14 protein-coding genes are annotated in these 20779 nt (G+C 62.9%); 7 read left to right on the top strand and 7 right to left on the bottom strand.

Translation table 11 applies throughout. The features are described from left to right. Complete coding sequence (locus SR858_RS12525) at nucleotides 1-2847, bottom strand: TonB-dependent receptor domain-containing protein (RefSeq protein WP_019921131.1); 2847 nt, start codon at nucleotides 2845-2847, stop codon at nucleotides 1-3. 456 nt (nucleotides 2848-3303) lie between these two features. Between SR858_RS12525 and SR858_RS12520 the strand changes: the two genes are divergently transcribed. Beyond that, nucleotides 3304-7212 carry a beta-galactosidase gene (locus tag SR858_RS12520; RefSeq protein WP_084669888.1) on the top strand — a complete coding sequence of 1303 codons (3909 nt, stop codon included), beginning with the start codon at nucleotides 3304-3306 and terminating at the stop codon, nucleotides 7210-7212. Nucleotides 7213-7247: 35 nt separating this feature from the next. Here SR858_RS12520 and SR858_RS12515 read toward each other — a convergent pair whose 3' ends face one another. The 6 genes from SR858_RS12515 to SR858_RS12490 all read right to left on the bottom strand — a co-directional run bounded on the left by SR858_RS12515 (nucleotide 7248) and on the right by SR858_RS12490 (nucleotide 15227). Then, nucleotides 7248-8798 carry a TerC family protein gene (locus tag SR858_RS12515; RefSeq protein ID WP_019921129.1) on the bottom strand — a complete coding sequence of 517 codons (1551 nt, stop codon included), beginning with the start codon at nucleotides 8796-8798 and terminating at the stop codon, nucleotides 7248-7250. 58 nt (nucleotides 8799-8856) lie between these two features. Continuing rightward, a complete protein-coding gene (locus SR858_RS12510; protein WP_019921128.1) occupies nucleotides 8857-10260 on the bottom strand; it encodes a glycoside hydrolase family 28 protein in 1404 nt (467 codons plus the stop codon). A 176-nt stretch (nucleotides 10261-10436) separates the two neighbouring features. After that, entirely contained in the window at nucleotides 10437-12635 is a 2199-nt protein-coding gene (gene paoC / locus SR858_RS12505; protein ID WP_019921127.1) for an aldehyde oxidoreductase molybdenum-binding subunit PaoC, read from the bottom strand. Nucleotides 12636-12638: 3 nt separating this feature from the next. Next, nucleotides 12639-13592, bottom strand: a complete 954-nt coding sequence (locus SR858_RS12500) for an FAD binding domain-containing protein (protein ID WP_019921126.1) — start codon at nucleotides 13590-13592, stop codon at nucleotides 12639-12641. After that, nucleotides 13589-14263 (bottom strand): aldehyde dehydrogenase iron-sulfur subunit PaoA, encoded by a 675-nt coding sequence (gene paoA / locus SR858_RS12495; protein WP_019921125.1) that lies wholly within the window; start codon nucleotides 14261-14263, stop codon nucleotides 13589-13591. The genes SR858_RS12500 and paoA overlap by 4 nt, the downstream gene beginning before the upstream one ends. Nucleotides 14264-14396: 133 nt before the next feature. Then, nucleotides 14397-15227 carry a ferritin-like domain-containing protein gene (locus SR858_RS12490; RefSeq protein WP_019921124.1) on the bottom strand — a complete coding sequence of 277 codons (831 nt, stop codon included), beginning with the start codon at nucleotides 15225-15227 and terminating at the stop codon, nucleotides 14397-14399. Between the two features lie 199 nt (nucleotides 15228-15426). Between SR858_RS12490 and SR858_RS12485 the strand changes: the two genes are divergently transcribed. The 6 genes from SR858_RS12485 to SR858_RS12460 all read left to right on the top strand — a co-directional run bounded on the left by SR858_RS12485 (nucleotide 15427) and on the right by SR858_RS12460 (nucleotide 20684). Next, entirely contained in the window at nucleotides 15427-15945 is a 519-nt protein-coding gene (locus SR858_RS12485; RefSeq protein WP_019921123.1) for a PRC-barrel domain-containing protein, read from the top strand. A 121-nt stretch (nucleotides 15946-16066) separates the two neighbouring features. Beyond that, nucleotides 16067-17497 carry a circularly permuted type 2 ATP-grasp protein gene (locus SR858_RS12480; RefSeq protein WP_019921122.1) on the top strand — a complete coding sequence of 477 codons (1431 nt, stop codon included), beginning with the start codon at nucleotides 16067-16069 and terminating at the stop codon, nucleotides 17495-17497. Nucleotides 17498-17507: 10 nt separating this feature from the next. Further along, on the top strand, nucleotides 17508-18461 hold the full coding sequence (locus SR858_RS12475; RefSeq protein ID WP_019921121.1) for an alpha-E domain-containing protein: 954 nt from the start codon (nucleotides 17508-17510) through the stop codon (nucleotides 18459-18461). Nucleotides 18462-18471: 10 nt separating this feature from the next. Beyond that, nucleotides 18472-19275, top strand: coding sequence for a transglutaminase family protein (locus tag SR858_RS12470; RefSeq protein WP_019921120.1), 804 nt, complete (start codon nucleotides 18472-18474; stop codon nucleotides 19273-19275). Between the two features lie 58 nt (nucleotides 19276-19333). Further along, on the top strand, nucleotides 19334-20209 hold the full coding sequence (locus SR858_RS12465) for a proteasome-type protease (RefSeq protein ID WP_026637157.1): 876 nt from the start codon (nucleotides 19334-19336) through the stop codon (nucleotides 20207-20209). Nucleotides 20210-20303: 94 nt separating this feature from the next. Next, on the top strand, nucleotides 20304-20684 hold the full coding sequence (locus SR858_RS12460) for an Hpt domain-containing protein (protein ID WP_019921118.1): 381 nt from the start codon (nucleotides 20304-20306) through the stop codon (nucleotides 20682-20684). The last annotated feature ends 95 nt before the right edge of the window (nucleotides 20685-20779 follow it).

Below are 20779 nucleotides of genomic sequence, written 5' to 3'. Positions count from 1 at the left end.
TTAGAACTTGTATTCCACCGACAGGCGGTAAACACGGCCCAGCATGTCCGCCATACTCGTCACGTAGCCGCCGCTATAGGTGCTGTTGGCGGTCAGTGGCGGGAATTCCTTGGTGATGTTGTTCACACCGAAGGTGACGGTCGCTTTTGGAATACCGGTGTAGCGCACGTTCATGTTGAACTGGCTGTACGCATCGACCTTGGTCAGGGTCGAACCGGTACGTGGCGTCAGGTCGCGCACGCTGGTGTTATAGCGGTGCGACAGCGTGGTGCGGAAGTCGCCGTAGCCCCAGCCGATCGACGCCGTGTGCTTCCAGCGTGGATTGATCTGCGGCAGGCCTGCCAGGCCGGCGTTAGGACCAGCGCTGCCGTAACGGCCATCGTTGGTGATCACGCCCACGTTTTGCAGCCAGACGCCGTCTTTCTCGCCCTGGAACTCGTTCTTCTGGTACCAGGTGCCATCGAGCTTGGCGTCGAACGTACCAACCTGGGTTTTCGGGAAGCGGTAGTTGGCCGACAGGTCGGCGCCGCGGATGCGGGCCATGCCACGGTTGGCCTGGCTGGCGACGATATGGTCGATCAGGCCGTCGGCGCCACGGATGATCTGGTCGCTGTATTTGCCCGGATTTTGCTGGATTTCCGCGATTGACACGGCGCCCAGCACGTCACGCATTTTCAGGCCCCAGTAATCGACCGTGATGGACAGGTTCTTGATCGGCTCCAGTGCGAAGCCGTACGAGAAGCCGCGCGATTTTTCCGGTTTCAGGAAGCTGTTGTTCGGCGACTTGGTCCAGTAGCTGGTCAATACGTCGCACACCTGGTCGCGAGTACGGCCGGCCACCGGTGTGCCGCTGCCGGCCACGGTTGGTTGCGCGCTCGGGCACAGGACCGGATCGTCCATCTGCTGGGTACGCACTTCGGCGGTCGGGTTCTGGATGTCCATGATCGACGGCGCCCGGAAACCGGTCGATACCGAACCACGCAGTACCAGCGGCTGATATGGCTGCCAGCGCGCGGCCAGTTTCGGATTGACCGTAGTCTGATCGAGATCGTCGTACTTGTCTGCGCGCACGGCGGCGTTCAGCAGGAACGTGTCGGTGATCGGCGCATCGACTTCGGCCAGGATCGACGAGATCTTGCGCTTGAGTTTTTTGGCCACGCCTTGCGGCAGCTCGCCGACCAGGTCGCTTTGCAGCACATTGCCGGCCGCATCGATGTTGTAGCTGCCGTCGGCCTTCTTGTACACGTAGTCGAGCGGCGCATTGAACGTGCGGGCGCTGTCTTCACGCAGCTCGCCGGAAACGGCCAGCGTCAGGTCGCCGCCACCGAGCTTGAACAGTCCCTTGGACAGGGTCAGGTCGATGCTCTTGTTGTAGGCCTTGTTCAGGCGGTACGTGTAATCCTTGGCGACGATGCTCTTCAGGTAAGCGGTGCCGGCTTCGTCCTGCGGTCCGAACGGGTTGAGGATGCCGCGGTTGATGCCGTCCTGCGCTTTCGAGTACAGGATGTAGCCGTCGCCGACCATGGTGTTACGCTCTGCCACGCCGTAGTTGGCGCCCGCGCGGTAGTCCCAGCCCAGCACTTCGCCTTCGGCGGTGAGCACCAGGCGCTTGTTGGTCTGCTTGTCGTTGCGGTAGGCCGAACCGAGTTCCGCCGGCCCCCACTGGAAGTAGATCGGACGGTTGGCCATGTTCAGGTTGACCGGCGTGCCAGGGGTCTTGGTCGCGTCGATGTACATGGTTGGCGTGCTGGTCGCGCCATTGGTGCCCACTACGCGCACCGCCGGAGTGATGCCGTTGCCCGGGTAGAAGCGGCTGGTCGATGGCATCGAGTAGGTGGTGAACGGATTGGTCGCGGCCGGGGTCTGCATGCCACGGAATTTCTGTACCGTGAACTCGGAGTTCAGCACGTCCATGTCGATCTTGTGACCGCCGGACAGGTTGAAGCTCAGGCGACCGGACATGGTGGTGATTTTGCTGCCGTCGGTGACCGCGTTGAAGTACAGCGGATTGCGGTAGCAACCAGGCGCATAGGTCGGGGTGGCGGCGGTACTTTGCGCCCCCAGGGTTGGCAGCGAGGCCGGCGAATTACAGCCGGTGGCGTAGTTTGGATTGTAGTTCGAGTTCGAGGCGCGGGTGAAACCGAAGTTGGCCAGCGGGTTCGAGTTGCGGCCTTCCGGCAGCAGGCCCAGGCCCAGGGAACGCAGGGTGTCCGGGTCGTGCTGTTCGGGACGATCGCCCTGCATCAGCGCCGATTTCTCCTGGTGGTCGATGGCGAAGTACGCATTGAAACCGTCCTTGCCCAGGTCGCCGAAGCCGCCGATGGCGCCGAACGACTTGGTGGTGCCGCCGCCGTGCATTTGCGGTGCGGCGAATTCGCCTTTCAGGGTCAGGCCCTTGTAACCGCGCTTGGTCCAGAAGTTCTGCACGCCGCCGATGGCGTCGGCGCCGTAGATCGATGCGGCGCCGCCGGACAGGGTTTCCACGCGGTCGAGCGCCATACGCGGGATCACGTTGACCGACACGTACTGGTCCTGCAGCGGCTCGTTGGCCAGGCGGCGGCCGTTGAGCAGGGTCAGGGTACGCATCGGGCCCAGGCCGCGCAAATTGGTCACCGGACCGGCGGCGCCGGTATTGGTGCCCAGCGACAGCGACTGCGGCTGTTCGAGGACCAGGTCTTTCAGTTCGGTGTGGCCGCGCGCTTCCATCTCGGCCGACTTGATGGTGGTCAGCGGGGTGGCGCCTTCATCCGCAACACGGCGGATCAGCGAACCGGTAACGACGACTGCCTGAACTTCCTGTGCAGGGGCTTCGGCCGGTGCGGTCTGGGCATAGGCCTGGCCGCTCATTTGAAGCAGTGCTACAGAAATGCAAACTGCCATCGTCGCCCGACGCAGTGGTGGGGTGGATTGATGCATGTGTCTCCTCCGTCCTGGATTTTATAAATTGGTTGGATCGGTTTAATCTTCTGGTAAACCAATCTTAGAATTGGTCGGACCAGTTTTTTTAGTATGCACGTAGTTGCCCAATCGGTCATTAGTCTTTGCATCGATGTTGTGGAAATGCATCACTAAATTGGAAAACGATTAACCAAGCGCGTTTCCATGCGGGTTTTTTGGCAACGGCGGGCGTTTTCGGGGTCGAAGGAAATACGTTTTTCGTGGATTTTCGGCTATCTCTTTGATAGTGACTTGCGCTCAAAACGGGGCGAATCTCTCAAGGAATTGATCGGATGACAGATTTTTCGTCCTCTGTAACCATTTATCATGAGCGCTCGGAATCTTTAACCATCAGATACAGGGTCCATGCTCACTATTCCACCACGCTTTTCCGGACGTCGCGCCCCCGCTTCCCGCCCCCGCCTCAAGTTGCTCCATACCGGCCTGACCGCCCTTGGCGGCATGTCGCTTGCGCTCAGCTGCATGGCGCAGGAACTCGGTATTCCCCAGGCTTCCGATGCCAACCGCCCCGCCAATGCTGCCACCTCTGCCGCCAGCGCCAACAATGCGGCCGCCAACGCCCAGGCGTTCGTGCTGACCAGTGTCAACCTGGCGTCGAATAATGCGCTGAGCGTGTTTTCGTCCACCGACGGCGTGACCTTCACATCGCTGGCCTCGGAAGCGTTCCAGCCCGACCAGCAGAGCAGCAATGCCACCCTGCGCGATCCGGCCATCGTGCGGCACAGCGACGGCTATTATTACGTGGTGTACGCCACCGGCAGCGCGCTGGCCCTCACGCGCTCGCGGGATTTGAAGCGCTGGCAGTTCGTGCGCGACTTGCCCGGCATCGCCGGCACCCCGCGCTGGCTGCGCGACAAGGATGGCGCGCTCAAGCTCGTGGTCGCTTCCAGCACCGGCACTGTGCAACTGCTGACGGCCAATGCCGACCTGTCGCAATGGTCGGCGCCTGTCACGCTCGCCGGCCTGCCCGCCGCCAGCGATGCCGTGGTGGTGGCGACCGATGACGGCTATGCCGCGCTGGTGCGCGATGATCAAACCGGGTTGCTGGAGCTGGCCACTTCCACCACGCTGGCCGGGCAATGGACGGTTGCCCCCCGCGGCGGCCGCGAGAGCTGGGGCCGCACGGCAGGCGGCCAGTCGCTGGTCAAGCTGGCCAACGGCCACTGGCGCGCATACTTTACCGACGCCGTGCTGGGCAAGCTGTGGTACGCCGACAGCAGTGACGGCCTGCGCACCTGGACCAGGCAGCAGGAACTGGGCGGCGTGTCCGGCCTGCTGGGCAAGACTGCCGTGCTGGCGGAAGACGGCAAGCAGTTCGCTGCCGCCACCAAGACGAAAGGCCAACCGAAAAAAATCAGCTGGGACGAGCATTCGATGCTGGTCGATGGCAAGCGCATCGTGGTGTGGTCCGGTGAAATCCACCCGTTCCGCCTGCCCAACCCGTCGCTGTGGCGCGACGTGATCCAGAAGATGAAGGCGCTGGGCTTCAATGGCGTGGCCTTTTATTTCGACTGGGGCTATCACTCGTCGGCGCCCGGCGTGTACGATTTTTCCAATGTCCGCAATGTCGAGCGCGCGCTCGAGATCGCCGAAGAAGAAGGCATGTACGTGATCGCCCGCACCGGTCCGTACGTGAATGCGGAACTGACCGGCGGCGGCTACCCGGGCTGGATGTTCCGCAACCGCGCCGAAGCGCGCACCGACGACCCTGTGTATCTGGCGGCCGTCGATGAATGGATGACGCAGATTAACGCCATCATCGCCCGCCACCAGGCCACCACCGGCGGCGGCAACGTGATCGCCTACCAGCTCGAAAACGAACTGGGCAAGGTCGAGCCGAAGCACGTACGCCAGATGGAACACCTGGCCAAAAAAGCCCGCGCCGATGGCCTGAGCGTGCCGTTCTTCCACAACTCGGCCGGCCGCCTGCCGGACTGGACGCCAAAGAACTCCACCGCGCCATGGGCCAATCCCGGCCCCACCGACATGTACGCGTTCGACGGCTACCCGGGCGGAACCTGCAACGTGTTTGCCAGCCCGGCCGGCCCCAACAAGGCGCCCGACTGGGGCATCTATGGCAAGAATTCGCCCAAGATCGGCTCGCTGTCGTCGCCGAAGACGCCCGGCTTTGCGGCCGAACTCGGCGGCGGCTGGTTCGATTACTGGGGTTCAAACGGCACCTATAATTGCACGGCTGAACGCCAGGGCACCGGCTACCAGCGCGTGTTCTATGGCACTAACCTGATCAACCGCATTACCATCCACAATGTGTACATGACTTTTGGCGGCACGTCGTGGGGCTGGCTGGCCGGTCCGGTGGTGTACACGTCGTACGATTACGGCGCGCCGATCTCGGAAGACCGCGGCTTGCGTGCCAAGGCGCTGTCGCTCAAGCAGCAAGGCATGTTCGTGCAGGCAGCCGAACAGGCATTGGTCAAGATGGACAAGGGGCCGGAGATCGCCACCTCGTCGCCGAAAGCCAAGGTCTATCACAATATCAACCCGGACCTGGGCACCCACGTGCTGTTTGCCGTGCACAGCCCGTCCGACCTGACCACCGACGACAGCTTTACGTTCGACCTGGCCACCGCCGACGGCAAGTACCAGGTGCCGCTGCGCCTGAACGGCCAGGATGCCAAGATGCTGCTGGCGAACTACAAGCTCGGACGCCAGCACCTGGTGTATTCGACCTCCGAAATCCAGACCCACTTTGCCAACGGCGAGCGCGACATCGCGCTGCTGCACGGCCGCGATGGCGAAGCCGGCGAAACCGTGCTGCGCTTCCAGGGCGAACCGAAGGTGGAAGTGCTGGCCGGACAGGTGACAGCGCGTTTCGATGCCGCTACGGGCGACCTCAAGCTGACCTATACCCACGACGGCCTGGCGCGCGTGCGCATCACCGGCGGTGGCCGGGCGCCGCTGTTGCTGCTGTTGGCCGATAACAAGCACAGCCTGCAGTTCTGGAGCCAGAACACCCCTGCCGGCACGGTATTGCAGCTGACGCCAGCCATGGTGCGCACCGCCACCCTGGCCGACGGCAAACTGGCGCTGACCGGCGACACCGCCGCCGCCAGCGAGCTGACCGTGTGGGGCCCCGCCTTTACCTCGGCCAGCTTCAATGGCGACAACCTGGCGCTGGCGCCGCAGCCGGACGGCAGCATCAAGGCAGGTACCCTGGCCGGTCCCGCCGCCGTCAAGCTGCCCGACCTGGCCACCCTGCCCTGGTCGCGCCGCATGGACAGCCTGGAAGCCCAGCCCGGCTTCGACGACAGCAAGTGGACCCATGTCGATAATCGCGCCTCGGCAGCGCAAACCTGGACCATGCCAGAGCGTGGCCAGCCGACGCTGGCGATGAGCGACTACGGCTTCCACCACGGCGACGTCTGGTATCGCGGCCGCGTCAACATTGTTGACCCGAAAACCAACCAGCTGGAACTGTTCTACGGCGCCGGCGGAGCGGGCATGGTGCAGGTGTGGGTCGATGGCAAGTTCATCGGCCAGGACGAGATGGACGTGGGCCGCTCGTTCCCCGAGACCACCGACAGCGTCAAGCTGTCGCTCGGCGATAAATTGACGAAGGGCGAACACGTCATCGCAGTCATGGTGCGTAACAATTCGCACAACTGGAACCTGATGGCCGACGATTACCACCGCGAAGCACGCGGCCTGATCGCCGCGTCGCTGACCAAGCGTGGCGGCCAGCGTTTCGGCGTGCCGATTACCTGGCGCATCCAGGGCAACCTCGGCGGCGAGCAGATTGCCGACGTGGTGCGCGGTCCGATGAACAACGGCGGCCTGTACGGCGAGCGCGCAGGCTGGTATCGCCCGCTGTGGGAGCAGCAGGACAGCAAAATCGGCTGGGCCGCCGCCAAGCCCACCGCTGCACCACCGGCAGCCGGCACCTACTGGTTGCGCACGTCGTTCGACCTCGACCTGCCGAAAGACCACGATGTGCAACTGGGACTGGCATTCGGCGACACGACCACGCCGCGTTCGGAACGCGAGAATCGCGTGCTGATCTTTGTGAATGGCTGGAATATGGGCCAATTCATCGCCCACATCGGCCCGCAACGGGTGTTCGTGCTGCCGCCGGGCATTCTGAATCCCAACGGTCAGAACACCATCGCGCTGGCGGTCACCACTGACGGCAAAGCGGCCAACGCACTGGAGCCTGTGAAACTGGTGAATTTGCGGACGGTACGCGGTGGAGTGAAGCTGGAAATAATGCCGGGGTCGAACGCCCCGGCGAAGTAAGAAGTATGCGATCCCCGCAGCTGCGGGGATTTTTTTTACACGTTATCGCCCTGCGGCTCGACCCGGCTGATCAGCACCGTGGCAATCCTGCGCTCCAGTAGCTCCGCCACCTCGAAGCGCAAGCCATCGACCTCGATGGCCTGGCCCAGCTCCGGCAAGGCGCCGAATTGTTCCAGCATGAAGCCACCCAGGGACGCGTAGTCGTCGGTCTCGCTGACCAGCGCATCGGTCTCCAGTACTTGCTGCAGGTGGTGCAGGTCGGCGCTGCCGGCCACGCGCCAGCGGCCCGGGCCTTCCACTTGCACTTCCGGCTGCTCGTCCTCGTCCGGGAACTCGCCGGCGATCGCTTCCAGGATGTCGATCGGCGTGACCAGGCCCACGATGGTGCCGTACTCGTCGGCGATCAGCACCAGTTGGCGCGAACGCTTGAGGGTTTCCATCACTTTCAGCACGCCGCCGGCTTCGGGCATGATGATCGGTGCGCGCACGTATTCATCGGTGATTTCCTGGCCGGCGGCCAGGCAGGCCACCAGGTCCTTGGCGCGCACGATGCCTACCACGTTGTCGAGCTGGCCCCGGCTGACCGGGAAGAAGCTGTGCGGCGTTTCCAGCAACTGGCCCTGGATGGTGGCGCTGTCCTGGTCCAGGTCGATCCACGAAATGTCGGATCGGTTGGTCATCACCGAACGGATCGAACGTTGCGACAGGCTCAGCACGCCGCTGACCATATTGCGTTCCTGCTCCTCGAACGCGGGCAGTTCGACGGTGTCGCTGGTCTGTTCCGGCTCTTCGCCGGCCGTTGCGCGCTTCTTGCTCCCCAGCAAGCGCAGCACGGTGTCGGCGGTACGGTCGCGCAGCGGCATGTGTTCATCCTTGCGCAGGAAGTTACGGCGCGCCAGCTGGTTGAGAAACTCGATCACGACCGAGAAACCAATCGCTGCGTACAGATAACCTTTGGGGATGTGGAAACCCAGGCCTTCGGCGATCAGGCTCAAGCCCACCATCAGCAGGAAGCTCAGGCACAACACCACCACGGTCGGGTGCGCATTGACGAAGCGCGTCAGCGGCTTCGACGCCAGCACCATCACGGCCATCGAAATCACCACGGCGGCCATCATTACGCCCAGTTGCTCGACCATGCCAACGGCCGTGATCACGGCGTCGAGCGAGAACACGGCGTCGAGCACGACGATCTGCGCCACGACCGCGCCGAAGCTCGCATATTCGCGGTTGCCGGTGTGGACGTGGACCTTGCCCTCGACCCGCTCGTGCAGTTCGGTAGTAGCCTTGAACAGCAGGAACAGGCCGCCCAACAGCAGGATCAGGTCACGGCCGGAGAACGGTTGCGAGGCGATGTGGAATAGCGGCTCGGTCAGGGTGACCAGCCAGGACATGACAGACAGCAAGCCGAGGCGCATGATCATGGCCAGGCTCAAACCGATCAGCCTTGCCTTGTCGCGCTGCTCGGGCGCGAGTTTGTCCGCGAGAATTGCTATGAATATCAGGTTATCGATACCGAGGACGATTTCGAGTACGATAAGTGCGAACAAGCCGACCCAAATGTTTGGGTCGAATAGCCATTCCATGCCTTGCCTTCCAGAGTTAAGAGGAGGCCATTGTAATCGATTATCTCGGTAAGACTACTTATCCCTGGTTTATGAAACCGTGGACATTTTCGGTCAAGATGTGGGTATCCCCCACCTTTTTGACTTGAATCTTGCTTAAAGTGACATTTTTGACGGGCATCTCGCGCTCGGCCTTGATGTGGCAAACGAACCTGGCCTCCCCCACCGTGACGTTACTGACATGCAGGCCCTCGATCGGCGTCAGGCGCCGTTCGTAGGTGGGCACCAGGTTGCGCCACTGGTACAGCACATCGGTTTCCACGCTGAGGACGCCGCCGGCGATGCGGGTGGCGCTAACGTTGTTGACGTAAATATTGCGCACGTAGCCGCCACGCCGCTCGTTGGTCTTGACGAACAGCAGGTTGTTGATGGTGCTGGCCACGCGCGAATCGGCATGGTCGAAGTGGCAGTTATCGACGTACACGTTCTCGATGCCGGCCGACAGTTCGCTGCCGATGGCGATCAGCTGGTGGCCGTTCTTGATACGGCAGTTGCGCATGACGATGTTGCGCGAAGGTACGCCAAGGCGCCACGCATCCTGGTCGCGCCCGGACTTGACGGAGATCGCGTCGTCGCCCTGGTCGAACACGCAGTCTTCGATCAGCACGCTCTGGGTCATCTCGGGATCGACACCATCGTTGTTGTGGCCGTGCGCGCGGATATTCACCCGGCGGATCACCACGTCCTTGCACAGCAGCGGGTGCACCACCCAGAACGGGCTGTCCTCGATGCTGATGTCTTCGATCAGCACATGGCGGCAGCGGTTGAACTGGACGAATTGCGGGCGCAGGTTGGCCGCGCCGCCGGTCATTTGCCGTTCGCTCACGGGTACGCCCTTGGCTGCCTGGTGGTACAGGGCCACCAGCGCATCCATGTGCGGCTTGGGCCGTGCATACCATACGCGCCAGATGTCGAGCTTGGCTTGCAGCTTGCCCTGGCCGGTAATGGCGACGTTTTCGCACTCGAACGCATACACCAGCGGCGAGTAGTTATAGCATTCCAGCCCCTCCCAGCTGCTGAGTACTGCCGGCAGGTAGTCTTCTGGACGCTCGGAAAACAGCAGGGTCGCGCCCTTCTCCACGTGCAGGTTGACGTTGCTCTTGAGGTGAATCTTGGCGGTGGGCCATACGCCGGGCGGCACCACGACCACGCCGGAGCCGCTGGCATGGGCGGCGGCAATGGCGCGCGTGATCGCGCTCGAGGTGGCGCTTTGGCTGGCCGGGTCGGCGCCGAAATCGGTGATCGGAAAACGCTTGCTGGCGGCGAAGTCGGGAACCGCGATGACGGGCATGGCGAACGGGGCTTTGATCGTGATCCGTTGTTGCGGGTGGCCGCCAGCGGCGATGCTGGCGCAGCCGGCGAACAGGGGCAGGCCGAGGCCGGCGAGAACGGCCTTGCGGCGCGATGGTGACGTTGGGAGCATGGGTTATCTTGGTATGGGCGTTACCGCGATGGTAGCGCGGCAGCCGTGCCCTGCTGTCCGGCCCTGCCAAATTCTCAGGCGGGTGACCAAACGCGCAATAGTCATCGCAGTCGTTGCGCTGAAATTTGTCATTCCCGCGAACGCGGGAATGACGGATCGGCGGCTAGCGGTCGCTGTCACGCCTGCTGCGGCAGCTTGTCGATCAGCTTGTCGAGCGTGATCGGGTATTCGCGCACGCGCACGCCGGTAGCGTTGTAGATGGCGTTGGCAATTGCCGCCCCTACCCCGCAAATACCGAGCTCGCCGACACCCTTGGCCTTCATTGGCGACGACATCGGGTCGGTTTCGTCGAGGAAGATCACGTCCTGGTGGGGAATGTCGGCATGGACAGGCACTTCGTAACCGGCCAGGTCGTGGTTCACAAAAAAGCCACGGCGATGGTCCACCACCAGGTCTTCCATCAGGGCAGCACCCGCGCCCATGGTCATGGCGCCGATGACCTGGCTGCGGGCCGACTTGGGGTTGAGGATGCGGCCGGCCGCACACACGGCCAGCATGCGGCGGATGCGGGTTTCGCCGGTGTCGGCATCGACGCCCACTTCGACGAAGTGTGCACCAAACGTCGATTGCTGGAATTTCTTGTCCAGGTCGCCGAATTCGATGCTGTCTTCCGCCATGATGTCGCCGCCTTCGGCGGCCTTGGCCAGGGTGGCCGTCTTGCCGCCGCCGCGCACCGAACCATCGGCAAATTCCGCGTCGGCTGGCAGGCCCAGTTTTTGCGCCACGGCCTCGCGCAGCTTGACGCACGCGGCGTACACGCCGGCGGTGGAGCTGTTGCCGCCCCACTGCCCGCCCGAACCGGCCGAGACCGGGAAGTCGGAGTCGCCAAGCTTGACCACGACCTTGTCGATGGTGACACCCATCATTTCAGCGGCAGTCTGGGCGATGATGGTGTAGCTGCCGGTGCCGATGTCGGTCATGTCGGTTTCGACCGTGACGATGCCCTTGCTGTCGAGTTTGACGCGCGCGCCCGACTTCATGACGATATTGTTGCGGAAGGCGGATGCGACACCGTAGCCGATCAGCCAGCGGCCATCGCGTACTTGGCCCGGCAGGGCGTTGCGCTTGTCCCAGCCGAAGCGCTCGGAACCCACGCGCATGCACTCGACGAAACGGCGTTGCGAGAATTTGCGCTCGCGCTTGGCCGGATCGTGGGTGATGTCGTTGATGATGCGGAAACGCACCGGATCCATTTTCAGCTTTTCGGCCAGCTCGTCGATCGCCACTTCGAGCGCCATCAGGCCCGGCGCTTCGCCCGGGGCGCGCATGGCGTTGCCTTCAGGGAGATTCAATACGGCCAGGCGCATTTTGGTCATGCGGTTGGCGCCGGCATACAGCAGCTTGGTCTGGGCGGTGGCGGTTTCCGGTTGCCCTTCGGGCAGGTCGCCGGACCAGCTTTCGTGGCCGATGGCAGTGATCTTGCCCTCGCGGCTGGCGCCGATGCGCAGGCGCTGGATGGTGGCCGGCCGGTGCGTGGTGTTGTTGAACATGAACGGTCGTGGCAGGGTCAGCTTGACCGGACGGCCCGCTGCCTTGGCGCCCAGCGCGGCCAGCACGGCCTCGCAGCGCACGAAAAGCTTGCCGCCGAAGCCGCCGCCGATGTACGGCGATACCAGCCGCACTTGGTCCTTGGACAGGCCGAGGGTCTTGGCGACATCGCCCTGGCCCCAGGCAATCATCTGGTTCGAGGTCCAGATGGTGACCTTGTCGCCGTCCCACTTGGCGATCGACGCGTGCGGCTCCATCATCGCGTGCGACTGGTCGGGCGTGGTGTAGGTGAGGTCGATTTTCACCGGTGCCGCTTTGAAGGCGCCGTCGAAGTCGCCGACCTTGGTGTCGGCGTTTTCCTTGTCCTTGTGCGGCTTGGCGGTGTCTTTCACCTTGGCGAGGTCGTACGCGCCTGCGCTTTCGGCGTATTTGACTTGCACCAGCTGGGCGGCGGCGCGCGCCTGTTCCCAGGTGTCGGCCACGACCACGGCAACGGCCTGGTGATAGTGTTCGACGTCGGGACCGGCCAGCAGGTGGGCGGTGTTCATCTTGCCCTTGCCGAGTTTACCGGCATTTTCGTAGGTGACGATGGCCAGCACGCCCGGCGATTTGCGGGCGGCAGCCAGGTCGATCGCGGTGATCTTGCCCTTGGCGATAGACGAACCGACCACGTAACCGTAGGCGGCATTCGGCGCCACCGCGTGCTGCTCGTAGGCATACGGCGCGGTGCCGGTGGTTTTCATGGGGCCGTCGATGCGGTCGAGCGGCTTGCCGACGACCTTCAGCTGGTCGATCGGATTGATGGTGGCGGGAGTGGTAAATTTCATGGCTTAGGCTTTCTTCGCTTCCGCCAGCACGGCGGAGATCGTGCGCTGGACCAGGGTGATCTTGAAGGCGTTGTCTTCGGTGGTGCGGGCGCCGGCCAGCAACTGGTCGGCCACGGCCTTGCCGCCTTGCGCCACGCTGGCATCCGCCGCTGGCAAACGCCACGGCTTGTGGGCGACGCCGCCCAAAGCTACGCGGCCGGTACCGTCCGGCAGCACCACGGCCGCCACCGAAATCAGGGCAAACGCGTACGACGAGCGGTCGCGCACCTTGCGGTAATAGTGCTTGCCGCCCAGCGGCTTGGGCAAGGTCACCGCCGTGATCAGCTCGCCCGGTTCGAGCGCGGTTTCGATATGCGGGGTATTTCCCGGCAGACGGTGGAAGTCGGCCATGGCGATGGTGCGGGTGGCGCCGTCGGCTTTCACGGTTTCCACTCGGGCGTCGAGCAGTTGCATGGCCACGGCCATGTCGCTCGGGTGGGTGGCAATGCAGGCTTCGCTGGTGCCGACCACCGCGTGCTGGCGCGAAAAGCCGTCGATGGCCGAACAGCCGCTGCCCGGTTGACGCTTGTTGCAGGCCTGGTTGGTGTCGTAGAAGTACGGGCAGCGCGTGCGCTGCAGCAGGTTGCCGGCCGTGGTGGCCTTGTTGCGCAACTGCGCCGAGGCGCCTGCCAGCAAGGCGCGCGACAGCACCGCGTAGTCGCGCCGCACGCGCTGGTCGGCGGCAAGATCGGTGTTACGGACCAGGGCGCCGATGCGCAGGCCGCCTTCTTTGGTCGCTTCGATCTTGTCGAAGCCGATGCCGTTGACGTCCACCAGGTGCGTGGGCGCTTCGATTTCGAGTTTCATCAGGTCGAGCAGGTTGGTGCCGCCGGCAATGAATTTCGCATTGGGTTGGCGGACAATCGCGGCCGCTGCTTCGGCCGGGGTCTTGGCGCGTTCGTAGCTGAAGGCTTTCATGCGCGGCTCCCGGCAACGTCGTTGATGGCGTCGATGATGTTGGAGTACGCGCCACAGCGACAGATATTGCCGCTCATGCGCTCGCGCAGTTCTTCGCTGCTGAGCAAGGGTTTGGTGTTGAGGTCGGCGGTGACGTGGCTCGGGATGCCCTGTTTGATCTCCTCGATGGCCGAGATGGCCGAGCAGATCTGGCCGGGGGTACAGTAGCCGCACTGGTAGCCGTCGTGCTTGACGAACGCCGCTTGCATCGGGTGCAATTTATCGGGCGTACCGAGGCCTTCGATGGTGGTGATCTTGTCGCCGTCGTGCATCACGGCCAGCGACAGGCAGGAGTTGATGCGCCGGCCTTCGACAATGACGGTGCAGGCGCCGCACTGGCCGTGGTCGCACCCCTTCTTGGTGCCGGTCAGGTGCATGTTTTCGCGCAGCACGTCGAGCAAGGTGGTGCGGGTATCGACGTCCACTGCGCGCGACTTGCCATTAACCACCAGCGTGACCTTGTTGATCACGGGGGCGGCAGCCGCTTGGGCCGCGCCGCCATTGCCACCGCCGGAGTTGCTGTTGTTTTGAGCGCCGGCTACCGAGGGAACGGCGGCAGTGGTGGCGGTAATGGCGCCTGCGATCAGCAGGTCGCGCCGGGTGATTTTTACATCGCTAAGGTCGTTCATCATCGATTCGTCCTGTGGCTAGATTGTGAGTAATGATTCATCGACGACTTGTGGCCGGATGAGTCAAAACATCTTAATCGCATTATCAGGACGACATCCGCACTGTTGACTCCAGGTTAGTGCGGCTTACGTGATACTACTTATTGGCGCAAAGGTCGGCGATTTCCTCTTCCGTAAAGCCGGCCTGGCGGCGCGCTTCGAGATTGAACGGGCCGCGCGGCACCGGCGCCCAGTATTGCTCGCACAGCGCGGCGAACGTCGCGCGCGGCTCCAGCCCGCGCTGGTGGCACAGGTGTCGGTACCAGCGGTTGCCGATCTCGACGTGGCCGATTTCGTCGCGCAGGATGATGTCGAGAATGGCCGCGGCCTGCAAGTCGCCGGCCTGGGCGATCTTGGCGCGCATCGGCGGATTGGCGTCCAGCCCCCGCGCTTCCAGCACGCGCGGCACCAGGGCCATGCGCGCCAGCGCGTCGCCGGTGGTCTTGGCCACCATTTCCCACAGGCTGCCGTGGGCGGTGAAGTCGCCGTAGGCGTAGCCGAGCGTCACCAGGTGCGCGGCCACCAGCGAAAAATGCAGCGATTCTTCTTCCGCCACTTTCAGCCAGTCGGTGTAGTAGGTGGCGGGCAGATCGGGGAAGCGCCACAGCGCGTCGAGCGCCAGGTTGATGGCGTTGAATTCGATGTGCGCCAGTGCGTGGATCAGCATGGCGCGCCCCTCTACCGTGTTCATCGAGCGCTTGCCCAGCGCCGAGGGCAGCACCAGTTCCGGCAGGCTTGGACGACCCGGTATGGGCCGGTCTGCCGGCGCTTGCAGCTGCGCGGCGGGATCGGGCGCGCAGGCGCCGGCGCGGACCGCTGCGGCCATGGCATTGACGGCGGCGACTTTCTCGACCGGGTCCGATTGCAGCAGGCAGTGCAAGGCGCGCGCGCGCAGTTCGCCGCTGTTGGCGTGTGGTGACAAGGACATGGAAATACTGAAGAGCAAAGGCACGAGTGTAGCATCTTGCTATGTGCCTCAGTTACTCATCCTGGTCCTACAACCCTGCCGCGCGTGCACCTATACCCGGTTCGGCGAGCTCACCGCATCATGGGTCCTGTGCTGCGCTACATACCCGGCAGAAAGCGCCGGGAGCCAGCGTGTATCCCCCAACCATCAGGAGACCACCATGAGCTACCTCGACCGCGACACCTACGGCATCTACAACACCGACTATGCAGACGTCGATAACGGCCCCGGCCCGCGTCTGATGGGCGCCGACACCCTCATCGGCGAAGACGTGTACAACCTGCAGGAAGAAGACCTGGGCGACATCAAGGAAATCATGCTCGACATGCGCCAGGGTAATGTGGCTTACGCCGTGTTGTCGTTCGGCGGCTGGCTGGGCATGGGTGACAAGCTGTTTGCCGTGCCATGGGAAGCGCTGCAACTGGACACGGTCAACAAGCGCTTCCTGCTCAACGTGTCGAAAGACCACCTGAAGAACGCCCCCGGCTTCGACAAGGACAATTGGCCAGATATGGCCAGTTCCGAATTCTCCACCCAGATTCACGACTTCTATGGCACCCAGCAAGCCGTGCCCGGCGGCCGTACTGCCAGCGGCAGCGTGATGAGCGCCGGCACCGGCAGCCTGCAGAGCGATCCCGGCTATTCGAGCAGCCGTGGTTCGGGGCTGGGCAACCTGTAAATCTTAAAAGTTTCACCGAAAAAGCACGCGCTGGTCGCGTGCTTTTTTTATGCACCATAATCGTGCGGGTCTTCTGGCATGTTTCTTGATATAACTGCACTCAACAGGGGGAAGTTATATTATGGGAAAATTTTTCAATGAAATGACCGCAGATGGCCTGGCACACAACGCCAGCGCCGAGGTGCGTGAGCATTACCGTGAGTTTTGTGGCTGGCTGCAGCGCCAGTCGCCCGATACCATCGAACGCAAGCGGGCGGAGGCGGACCTGACCTTCCGCCGGGTGGGTATTACCTTTGCCGTCTACGGGGACGACGCCGGCACCGAACGGCTGATTCCGTTCGACACCATCCCCCGCATCATCACCGCTGCCGAATGGAAGCAGATGGAAGCCGGCCTGGTACAGCGCGTTAAGGCGCTCAATATGTTTATCCATGATATTTATCATGACCAGAATATCGTCAAGGCCGGCCTGATCCCGGCAGAGCAGATCTACAAGAACGCCCAGTATCGACCGGAAATGCAAGGCATCAATGTCGCCTCCGACATCTACGCCCACATTGCCGGGGTCGATATCGTGCGCGCGGGCGCAGGCGAGTTTTACGTGCTGGAGGACAACTTGCGGGTGCCGTCCGGGGTGTCGTACATGCTGGAAGACCGCAAGATGATGATGCGCTTGTTCCCGGAGTTGTTTGCCCGCAACAAAATCGCACCAGTGGATCACTACCCAGACCTGCTGCTCGACAACCTCCGCTCGGTCGCGCCGATGGGCATTACCGACCCGGTGGTAGTGGTAATGACCCCCGGCATGTACAACTCGGCTTACTTCGAACATGCGTTCCTGGCCCAGCAAATGGGCGTGGAACTGGTCGAGGGCAAGGATTTGTTTGTCAGCGACAATACCGTATTCATGCGCACCACGCGCGGCCCCAAGCGGGTCGATGTGATTTACCGCCGCCTGGACGACGATTTCCTCGATCCGTTGGCGTTCCGTCCCGATTCTTCGCTCGGCGTGCCCGGTTTGCTGTCGGTGTACCGCGCCGGCCGCGTGACGCTGGCCAATGCGATCGGCACCGGCGTGGCCGACGACAAGTCGATTTACCCGTTCGTGCCCGACATGATCAAGTTTTACCTGTCGGAAGAGCCGATCCTCAACAACGTGCCGACGTACCAGTGCAGGAAGAAGGAAGACCTCGCGTACACGCTCGCCAACCTGCCCGACCTGGTGGTCAAGGAAGTGCACGGCGCCGGCGGCTACGGCATGCTGGTAGGACCGGCCTCGACCAAGCAGCAGATCGAGGACTTCCGGGCTCGCCTGCTGGCCAACCCCAACGGCTATATCGCCCAGCCCACGCTGGCCTTGTCGGCCTGCCCGACGTATGTCGAGGACGGCATCGCGCCGCGCCATATCGACCTGCGGCCGTTCGTATTGTCGGGCAAGACCATTTCGATGGTGCCCGGCGGCCTGACGCGCGTGGCCTTGCAGGAAGGCTCGCTGGTGGTGAACTCGTCGCAAGGCGGCGGCACCAAGGATACCTGGATTTTGGAACGCTAAGGAGACACCCATGTTAAGCCGCACCGCCGACCACCTGTTCTGGATGGCGCGCTACACCGAGCGCGCCGAGAACACCGCCCGCATGTTGGACGTCAATGTGCAAACCTGCATGTTGCCGCAGTCCGACGAAGATAACGCCCAGGTCTGGCGCGCCCTGCTCGGTATTTCCGAACTGGAACACCGCTTTGCCGAACACTATGACGTCCTCGGCGCCCGCGAAGTCATCGACTTCATGGTGCGCGACCCCGCCAATCCGTCGTCGGTGGTCTCGTGCCTGACCGAGGCGCGCGAGAACGCCCGCGCCGTGCGTGGCACCCTGACCACCGAGGTCTGGGAAACCCAGAACCAGACCTGGCTCGACATGCAGAAAATGCTGAAGACTAATATGCTGGAAGACGACCCCAGCAAGTTTTTTGAATGGGTCAAGTACCGCTCGCACCTGTCGCGCGGCGTCACGCTGGGCACCATGTTGCGCGACGAGGCCGTGCATTTCATCCGCCTGGGCACCTTCCTGGAGCGGGCTGACAACACGGCGCGCATCCTCGACGTCAAGTTCCACAGCGGCACCGCCGCGCCGGCCGTGCGCGACGCCATGAACCAGCGCGACTTTTATTACTGGGGCGCGCTGCTGCGCTCGGTATCGGGTTTCGAAATCTATCGCAAGGTGTACCGCGACGTGATCACCCCGGCGCGTATCGCCGAACTGCTGATGCTGCGTGCCGACATGCCGCGTTCGCTGCTGGCGTGCATGGACGAGGTGGTGCACAACCTGGGCGAAGTGCGCAATGATGTGTCGGCCGATACCGAGCGCCTGGCCGGCCGCCTGCGCGCGGCGCTGCAGTTTTCCAAGATCGACGACATCCTCGAAGCTGGCCTGCACGACACCCTCACCCGCTTCCTGGCCGACATCAACCAGCTTGGCAATCGCGTCAGCCGCGATTTCCTGGTCCCCCTGGCGGCCTGAAAGGCAATCGATGCAACTGACCATACGGCACGAAACGCGCTATATCTATACGGCGCCGCTGGCCTACACCATCCAGCAACTGCACATGACGCCGCGCAAGGAGCCGCAGCAGCAGGTGCATTCCTGGCACCTGAACGTGCCTGGTCATGTGCATGCTTATACCGATGCGTTCGGCAACCTGTCGCACATGATGACGCTGGACACCCAGCACCGGGGGCTGGACATCGTTGCGTCGGGCATAGTCGAGACCACGGCCCCGCTCAAGGGCCGCGTGCCGAACAGCGATGCGCTGTCGCCGCTGTTGTTCACGGCGCCTACCCGGCTGACCGAAGCCACGCCCGGCATTCTCGAATTGGCTGCCTCGTGCCTGCCCGATGGCCAGGCCCAATCGCGCGACCTCATGAGCTTAGCCGAGCACATCTTTGGTGCAGTCCGGTATCAAAGCGGTGCAACGGCGGTCACGACCACGGCCAGCGATGCCCTGGCTCTGGGCCAGGGCGTGTGCCAGGATCACGCCCACCTGTTCCTGGCTTGCTGCCATGCACATGGCATTCCGGCGCGCTATGTATCCGGTTACATCGATCCGGAAAACAGCGACCACGCGGCCAGCCATGCCTGGGTGGACGCCTGGGTGCAGGACAAGGATTATCACGGCTGGATCAGCATCGACGTTACCCATGCGCGCCTGATGACCGATGCATATTGCCGGCTGGCGATCGGGCGCGACTATGACGGCGCCGCGCCGATACGCGGCGTGCGGCGCGGCGGCGGCATTGAATCGATGGAGGTGACAGTCGATATTTCCACCCGGTAGTGCCCCTCAAAGGTTGCCCGGTGTAAAATTAAACTGTTTTCATTAATCAAGATCCAACATGACTTATTGTGTGGCCATGCGCCTCGACGCCGGCCTGGTGTTTTTATCGGATTCGCGAACCAACGCGGGTGTGGACCAGGTGGGTACTTTCCGCAAGATGAGCGTTTTTGACGTCCCAGGCGACCGCACCATGGTCATGATGACTGCTGGTAACCTGTCGATCTCGCAATCGATCCGGCAACTGGTAGCAGACTATGTCAGCGCGGACGGACGCAGCATCTGGAATGTCACCAGCATGTTCGAAGCGGCGCGCCTGATGGGCGATGTCGTGCGGCGGGTGCACGAGCGCGATGCCAAAGCGCTGGCCGAGTTCGGCATCGACTTCAATGTCAGCATCATTCTCGGTGGCCAGATCGGCGCCGAGCGCTGCCGCCTGTTCCAGATTTATTCTGCAGGCAACTTCATCGAATCGCACGATGAAAACACCTATTTCCAGATCGGCGAGGCCAAGTATGGCAAGCCGATCATCGACCGCGTGATCACGCCTGCCACCAGCCTCGACGATGCAGCCAAGTGCGCGCTGATTTCGATGGATTCCACCTTGCGCTCGAACGTCTCGGTCGGCTTGCCACTCGATTTGCTCGTGTATGAGCAAGGCGCGCTGGCCATCACCCACTTTGTCACCATCGACCAGCGCAACCAGTACTTCCAGATGATCCGCAACACCTGGGGCGACCAGCTCAAGCAGGTGTTCGAAGGACTGGACAAGCCGGTATGGGACGCTGCGCCCGATACCCGCGACAACGTGCTGCATGCCAGTACCGCGACGGCCAAGCCGATGCGCGTACCGGCGCCGGCCGGCGTCGCGGTCGCCACCGCACCCAGGGTGCCGCTGCAAACTTTGGCGCAGCAGTTCACCGACGGTCAGCAGTAAACTTTCCCTTTAAATTGTAACAATGTGTGCACAACTGGCCGGCACGTCTGTGGCGCAGCGGGGTATGATGTGCACTCAACCTCTGGAGTGACGCATGCCTGATACCCCCCGGTCACATACCGACGACGACGTATTCTCGGTTACCACGCTGCTCAAATACATGGGCAACGACGACAAGGCGCTGGCCGTTGTCACCAAGATCGTCCGCGATGCCTGCGCCCCGCGCCAGGCGCCGCTCGACCAGGCCCACGCCGCCATCGATGACGGCCGCCTGGCCGAAGCAGGAAAAATCTTCCACGGCCTGCGCGGTTCGGTGGGCAGCCTCGGCGCCAAGCGCCTGGTCGCCGCCTCGCTGGCGCTGGAACAGGCCTTGGTCGCGCGCGATGCCGCCGCCATCCCTGCCCTGCTGGACGCCGCCAGCGCCGAATATAACGCCGTACTGGCTGCGGCCGACGCTTGGCTGGCACAGCTGTAACCTGGGTTCACAGCCCGTTGACGGCTTTAACGAATGGTTACAATTGTTACCCTGGCACCCCCTTGGAATCGTCAATATTGAGAAATCTGCATGCT

Origin of the sequence: Duganella zoogloeoides, assembly GCF_034479515.1 — a bacterium.
Taxonomy (GTDB): domain Bacteria; phylum Pseudomonadota; class Gammaproteobacteria; order Burkholderiales; family Burkholderiaceae_D; genus Rugamonas; species Rugamonas zoogloeoides.
Note: the sequence above shows the minus strand (reverse complement) of the source record. Positions and strands in the feature narration are given on the sequence as shown.

Bases quoted from the DNA above. Each gene is read 5' to 3' on its own strand.
- SR858_RS12500 (WP_019921126.1), bottom strand. From the start codon at position 13,592: ATGAAAGCCTTCAGCTACGAACGCGCCAAGACCCCGGCCGAAGCAGCG.
- paoC (WP_019921127.1), bottom strand. From the start codon at position 12,635: ATGAAATTTACCACTCCCGCCACCATCAATCCGATCGACCAGCTGAAG.
- SR858_RS12480 (WP_019921122.1), top strand. From the start codon at position 16,067: ATGGGAAAATTTTTCAATGAAATGACCGCAGATGGCCTGGCACACAAC.
- SR858_RS12525 (WP_019921131.1), bottom strand. From the start codon at position 2,847: ATGAGCGGCCAGGCCTATGCCCAGACCGCACCGGCCGAAGCCCCTGCA.
- SR858_RS12490 (WP_019921124.1), bottom strand. From the start codon at position 15,227: ATGTCCTTGTCACCACACGCCAACAGCGGCGAACTGCGCGCGCGCGCC.
- SR858_RS12470 (WP_019921120.1), top strand. From the start codon at position 18,472: ATGCAACTGACCATACGGCACGAAACGCGCTATATCTATACGGCGCCG.
- SR858_RS12520 (WP_084669888.1), top strand. From the start codon at position 3,304: ATGCTCACTATTCCACCACGCTTTTCCGGACGTCGCGCCCCCGCTTCC.
- SR858_RS12510 (WP_019921128.1), bottom strand. From the start codon at position 10,260: ATGCTCCCAACGTCACCATCGCGCCGCAAGGCCGTTCTCGCCGGCCTC.
- SR858_RS12465 (WP_026637157.1), top strand. From the start codon at position 19,334: ATGACTTATTGTGTGGCCATGCGCCTCGACGCCGGCCTGGTGTTTTTA.
- paoA (WP_019921125.1), bottom strand. From the start codon at position 14,263: ATGATGAACGACCTTAGCGATGTAAAAATCACCCGGCGCGACCTGCTG.
- SR858_RS12485 (WP_019921123.1), top strand. From the start codon at position 15,427: ATGAGCTACCTCGACCGCGACACCTACGGCATCTACAACACCGACTAT.
- SR858_RS12460 (WP_019921118.1), top strand. From the start codon at position 20,304: ATGCCTGATACCCCCCGGTCACATACCGACGACGACGTATTCTCGGTT.
- SR858_RS12475 (WP_019921121.1), top strand. From the start codon at position 17,508: ATGTTAAGCCGCACCGCCGACCACCTGTTCTGGATGGCGCGCTACACC.
- SR858_RS12515 (WP_019921129.1), bottom strand. From the start codon at position 8,798: ATGGAATGGCTATTCGACCCAAACATTTGGGTCGGCTTGTTCGCACTT.